The organism is Bradyrhizobium sp. (assembly GCF_036009065.1).
In the GTDB taxonomy this organism is placed as follows: domain Bacteria; phylum Pseudomonadota; class Alphaproteobacteria; order Rhizobiales; family Xanthobacteraceae; genus Bradyrhizobium.
This window is the reverse complement of the sequence record NZ_DASYMN010000070.1, coordinates 1-5098: the sequence shown is the minus strand read 5'-3', so window position 1 is coordinate 5098 and position 5098 is coordinate 1. Positions and strand designations below refer to the sequence as shown.

Here is a 5098-nt window from a genome sequence, read left to right as displayed (position 1 = left end):
TGACACGCCGTGGTCGCTGATCCTGACCTATCCGACATTCCTCATTCCGTTCTGCACCTGGCTGATGATGGGCTACTTCAAGGCGGTGCCCAAGGAGCTCGAGGAATGCGCGCGCATCGACGGCGCCTCGCGCTGGCAGGCCATGCTCTACATCGTCATCCCGGTGGCGATCCCGGGCATTCTGTCGGCCGGCATCTTCGCTTTCACGCTGTCGTGGAACGAGTTCATCTATGCGCTCGTCTTCCTGTCCTCGCCCGAGCAGAAGACGGTGCCGGTCGGCGTCACGTCGGAGCTGATCCGCGGCGACGTGTTCTTCTGGGGGCCGCTGATGGCCGGCGCCCTGCTCGGATCGATACCGGTCGCCATCGCCTATTCGTTCTTCGTCGAGCACTACGTCGCGGGGTTGACCGGCTCGGTGAAGGGTTGACGGGGATCACGGGATTGGAAGGCGCGCACGTGGATCGCGCATAGGCCGTTGAAAGCGGGTGGGAGCGAATGGGACAGGTCGTCCTCAAGGGGATCAACAAGTTCTACGACAGCGTGCACGCTGTCAAAGACGTCAATCTGCAGATCCGCGACAAGGAGTTCGTGGTGTTCGTCGGACCGTCCGGCTGCGGCAAGACGACGACGCTGCGGATGATCGCCGGACTCGAGGCGATCAGTTCCGGCGATATCTCGATCGACGGCAATGTGATCAATGCACTGGCGCCCATGGACCGCGACATCGCCATGGTGTTCCAGAACTACGCGCTCTACCCGCACATGAGCGTGTACGACAACATGGCGTTCGGCCTGAAAATGCGCAAATTCGAAAAGCCCGAGATTGACCAGCGCGTACGGGACGCGGCCGACATCCTCGGTATCGGCGAATTGCTGAAGCGCAAGCCGCGCCAGCTCTCCGGCGGCCAGCGCCAGCGTGTGGCGCTGGGCCGTGCCATCGTGCGTCACCCCCGCGTGTTCCTGTTCGACGAGCCGCTGTCGAACCTCGATGCCAAGCTGCGGGTGCAGATGCGCGTCGAGCTCAAGAAGCTGCATCTGCGTCTCGGGACGACAGCCATTTACGTTACCCACGATCAGGTCGAGGCCATGACGCTGGGCGATCGGGTCGTCGTCATGAAGGACGGCGTGGTGCAGCAGGTGGGGGAGCCGCTCGAGCTGTATAATCAGCCCGCCAACAAGTTCGTCGCCGGCTTCATCGGCTCGCCGGCCATGAATTTCGCCGCCGTTACCGTGACCGAGGCGGAGGGATCGCTGATCGCCGAGAACTCCGGCTTGCGCATCAAGCTGCCGGACGAGACCGCGCAGCGCCTGCGCGGCCATATCGGCCACGAGGTCACGCTGGGCGTGCGCCCGGAGGATCTCACCGTGGCGGGCGCCGCCGATCCCGACCACCTCTGTTTCGACGCCGTGATCGAGGTGGTCGAGCAGCTCGGCTCGGAAATCCTGCTCGACATGAAGGTCGGCGATGGCGCCATGGTGGCGAGCGTGGAGCCGACCACGCGGGTGAAGGTGCGCGACAGACTGCGCCTTGCGATGCGCCCTTCCAGGCTTCACGTTTTCGACGCGAAGACGGAGGCGGCAGTCTGACGCCGGCACAATCGGAATGCCGCCGCCTAACGTAAATCCGGGGTCGACTCAAAGAGCCGCTGATGCCTGGTCCGATTACTGCTTCTCAAGCTTTGTGATCGTCTTGGTCCCGCCGGTTTCGCTGACGGATAGTATGACCTTGTCGCCGGCGTGCACTGTGTTCAGCATGCCGTCCTGTACCTTGAATCGTTCGGTGGCTCGGGTATTTGCTCCAACGGTGCCATTTTGCGTCGGTCGAATTGCGATAGTTCCATTAATCCGATCGATTGGTGGTAACCGTTCCCGTAAGCGTCTGCTGAGCCAACGTCACCGAACTGATGGCCATAAGCGTAACAGCAGCTAGAACCGTCCTTGCCAGTCTCATCAAGACCTCCTGGCTTTGGAAAAGTCCGCGATAAGCCTGAATGGGGCGGATTTGTTCCCGCGTAAGTGTCAGGTCGACGAATGCCCGGTTCCAATTAGGAACTGATGAGCCACTCAGGCCGCCGCCTAACGCAAATCCGGGGTCGACTCAAAGAGCCGCTGATGCTCGGTGATGGCAAGACGGTCGGTCATCCCCGCGATGAAATTGCCGATCCGCCGCGCCCGGTCGGTTTGGCTGTCGGCGCCCTCGCCGTCCCGCCGCAGCCATTCCGGCGGCAGGTCATGCGGCGATTGCTGGTAGCGCGCGAACAGGTCGAACAGGATCGATTCAGCTTCGCCCATCACCCGCATCACCCGGGGGTGGCGGTACATCCGCTGTTTGAGAAAAATCTTGATCATCTGCTCGGCATCTTGCGCTTCGGGCCGAAACGCGATCAGGACGCTACCGTGGTTGCGGACGTCTTGGACGGATTGCGGCCTGGCGGCGTCCAGCCGCCGGCGCGATTCCGAGAACACCGCCTCGATCAGATACGAAATCAGCTCACGCACCAGCTCCGCGCCGCGGCGGTCGTCATCGAGCGCGGGATAGCGTTTTGCGATGTCCGCGATCATGCCCGCGGTCAGCGGCATGACGTTTAGATCATCGACCGTGAACAATCCGGCGCGCAGGCCATCGTCGATGTCGTGGGCGTCGTAGGCGATGTCATCCGAGATCGCCGCTACCTGCGCTTCAAGCGACGCATAACTCCATAGCTCCAAGTTCCAGGTCCGGTCATACTCGGAAATCCCCAGCGGCACGCCGTGATCGCGATAACGCCCGACCGGTTTTCCGCACCTGTCGGTCAGCGGCCCGTTGTGCTTGACGATACCTTCCAGCGATTCCCAGGTCAGGTTGAGGCCGTCGAAACCAGGATATCGATGCTCCAGCGATGTCACCACCCGTAGCGTCTGGGCGTTATGGTCGAAACCGCCGTGGGCCCGCAGGCAGGCATCGAGCGCACGCTCGCCGGCATGGCCGAACGGCGGATGGCCGAGGTCATGCGCCAGCGCCAGCGTCTCGGTGAGGTCCTCGTCGAGGCCGAGTTGGCGAGCCAGCGCGCGGGCGATCTGGGCGACTTCCAGGGTATGGCTCAGCCGGGTGCGGTAGTGATCGCCCTCATGGAACACGAACACCTGGGTCTTGTGCTTCAACCGCCGGAACGCGGTGGAATGGATTACCCGGTCGCAATCGCGCCGGAACGGGCTGCGGGTCTTGCTCGGCGGCTCATCGACCAGCCGCCCCCGGCTGCGGTCGGGGTCGCAGGCATAGGCCATGCGGGGGGCAGCCATTCCGACCGGCACGTGGGTTTCGTCCCTTAAACGTTTGATTCCTCTGCTCGGTGCACTTAACTACGCCTTGCGGGCAATTCAAAACTCTTGAAGAATCCCGCAGCATCGCCTCGGAGTGGGATTTGGCAGAAGCAAGCGTCACCATCAGCGAGCGAGCGGCCCGCCGCATCGGCGAAATCCTTAAAGTCGAGGGCGACGGCGCCATGCTCCGCATCAGCGTCGAAGGCGGCGGCTGCTCGGGATTCCAGTACAAATTCGACGTCGAGCGGGCGCAGGCCGAGGACGATCTGCTGATCGCCCGCGATAGCGCGGTGGTGCTGGTCGATCCGGCCTCGGTGCCGTTCCTGGCGGGCTCGGAAGTCGATTTCGTCGACGACCTGATCGGCGCCTCGTTCCGGGTGGTCAATCCGAATGCGACCGCATCGTGCGGCTGCGGGACCAGCTTTTCGATCTGATCGGACACCCCATAGCTTAACCATTCCTTAACCTTGTTTGCCCAGGACAGAAGCGATTGATCGGCGGGCCGGATGTACGTTCGCGGATTGAGCATGGCTCGGAGCAAATTGCTTCGGGCCATTTCCATCTCTACCGGCCGCCCGCTCTGCTCCGGTAGCAACAAATTCCGTTGGTGGATCGCGCAAAAACCCCGCCTGCCCATTGTTCGGTGACCAGCGGATTTAGAGAAGCGCCTCTTTCGCCGGCCTGCGGGGCATCACTGCGGTCATTGACTGTTAAGGGGTCGCGATCAGTCCGGTTGCTGTGGCGACGATCCAGCGGTTGCCCCAACGCACGATCGAATCAATTCGCCCGATTCCGGGCACTGTGTCGCCTCGTCCTGCAGTCCGAACCCCATCCGGCCCTTCGAGAACAACCGTTCCGCCTCGAACGTCAAGAACCGTCCAACCCTCGATCGTTGTCGGTCTCGTCTCCGGCACCGGCGCCATAGGCTCCCGCGCGGCCAACGTCGTATTTGCTGAGTCGACAGAGAAGCGAGCGGCTCCCGGCGATGCGGCCTCAGCCTTCGCGAAAGGCGCTCCAGCAAGGAAACCCACGGCTGGTGTTTGCAGACCTGATGTGGATGCCGTCCTTCGAGCGCCGTCGCTTTTGCCGCTTGATTTTATTTCGGGAGATCGACGCGAAGGCATTTCTGTCTGCGTGATCGAGTTGAAGGCCTCACTATTTGCCCCGCACGCCCATCCCAGTCCCAAGCCAACAACCAGAGCGCTTCCGACCAAAATAATGGTGCGCTTCGGGTCACCGCTTGGCTTCAATAACGCCAATACCTCATCTTGATCGGGACTCAAGAAATCCCCAGGGTGGGTACTCACGGGTCTTGTTGCGATTTGGTTGCCAACAACATCTGCCACCGGCTCGATTTTCTCGCTATTGGGTTGGTGTATTCGCATGATCGGGGCCCTTTTGCTTCCCCGATAATCATGCCTGGAACTTAACCAAATCTTAACGGAGAATCAGTCGCATCACCTTCGCATGTTCGTTTGGTGCGATTGATCGAAAGCCGTAGCGCTCTTCACGCCTTGCCCACCACAATCATCGAGCAAGTCGACAAAGCGTGGTGAGCACGCGGAGTTTATCATCGGGCGCGCATTCGCGCGACCCGTTGGCTTTGCCCACCCTTGTATAAGCGCGAGAGATTATACTGGCGTCGTTCCCTGAGGATTGGCCCGGTTCGGGTGGCCGCCCGAACCGGGTCGCCGATCGATCGGATCGATGCCCACCGAAGCCTTTAGGGCTCTAGTCGTAGCAAGATCGCGATCGGCACTTCATCGGGACCCGTATGGTTGAAGGAACCTTGGGTTCG

At 61.6% G+C, this 5098-nt stretch carries 5 protein-coding genes; 3 read left to right on the top strand and 2 right to left on the bottom strand.

Annotation, left to right across the window (positions count from 1 at the left end):
- Window positions 1-427, top strand: a 427-nt coding sequence (locus VGP39_RS04560) for a carbohydrate ABC transporter permease (RefSeq protein ID WP_327566915.1), incomplete at its 5' end; no start/stop codon positions are given.
- Window positions 428-495: 68 nt separating this feature from the next.
- Window positions 496-1587, top strand: coding sequence for a sn-glycerol-3-phosphate ABC transporter ATP-binding protein UgpC (locus VGP39_RS04555; protein WP_327566914.1), 1092 nt, complete (start codon window positions 496-498; stop codon window positions 1585-1587).
- 75 nt (window positions 1588-1662) lie between these two features.
- Here VGP39_RS04555 and VGP39_RS04550 read toward each other — a convergent pair whose 3' ends face one another.
- Together VGP39_RS04550 and VGP39_RS04545 are read right to left on the bottom strand one after the other, a co-directional pair.
- Complete coding sequence (locus VGP39_RS04550) at window positions 1663-1827, bottom strand: copper-binding protein (RefSeq protein WP_327566916.1); 165 nt, start codon at window positions 1825-1827, stop codon at window positions 1663-1665.
- Window positions 1828-2076: 249 nt separating this feature from the next.
- Entirely contained in the window at window positions 2077-3291 is a 1215-nt protein-coding gene (locus VGP39_RS04545) for a deoxyguanosinetriphosphate triphosphohydrolase (protein ID WP_327566913.1), read from the bottom strand.
- Window positions 3292-3401: 110 nt separating this feature from the next.
- Here VGP39_RS04545 and VGP39_RS04540 point away from each other — a divergent pair, with 110 nt between their 5' ends.
- Window positions 3402-3734, top strand: coding sequence for an iron-sulfur cluster assembly accessory protein (locus VGP39_RS04540; RefSeq protein WP_327566912.1), 333 nt, complete (start codon window positions 3402-3404; stop codon window positions 3732-3734).
- The last annotated feature ends 1364 nt before the right edge of the window (window positions 3735-5098 follow it).

Coding starts and splice junctions, on each gene's coding strand:
- VGP39_RS04555 (WP_327566914.1), top strand. CDS start 496: ATGGGACAGGTCGTCCTCAAGGGGATCAACAAGTTCTACGACAGCGTG.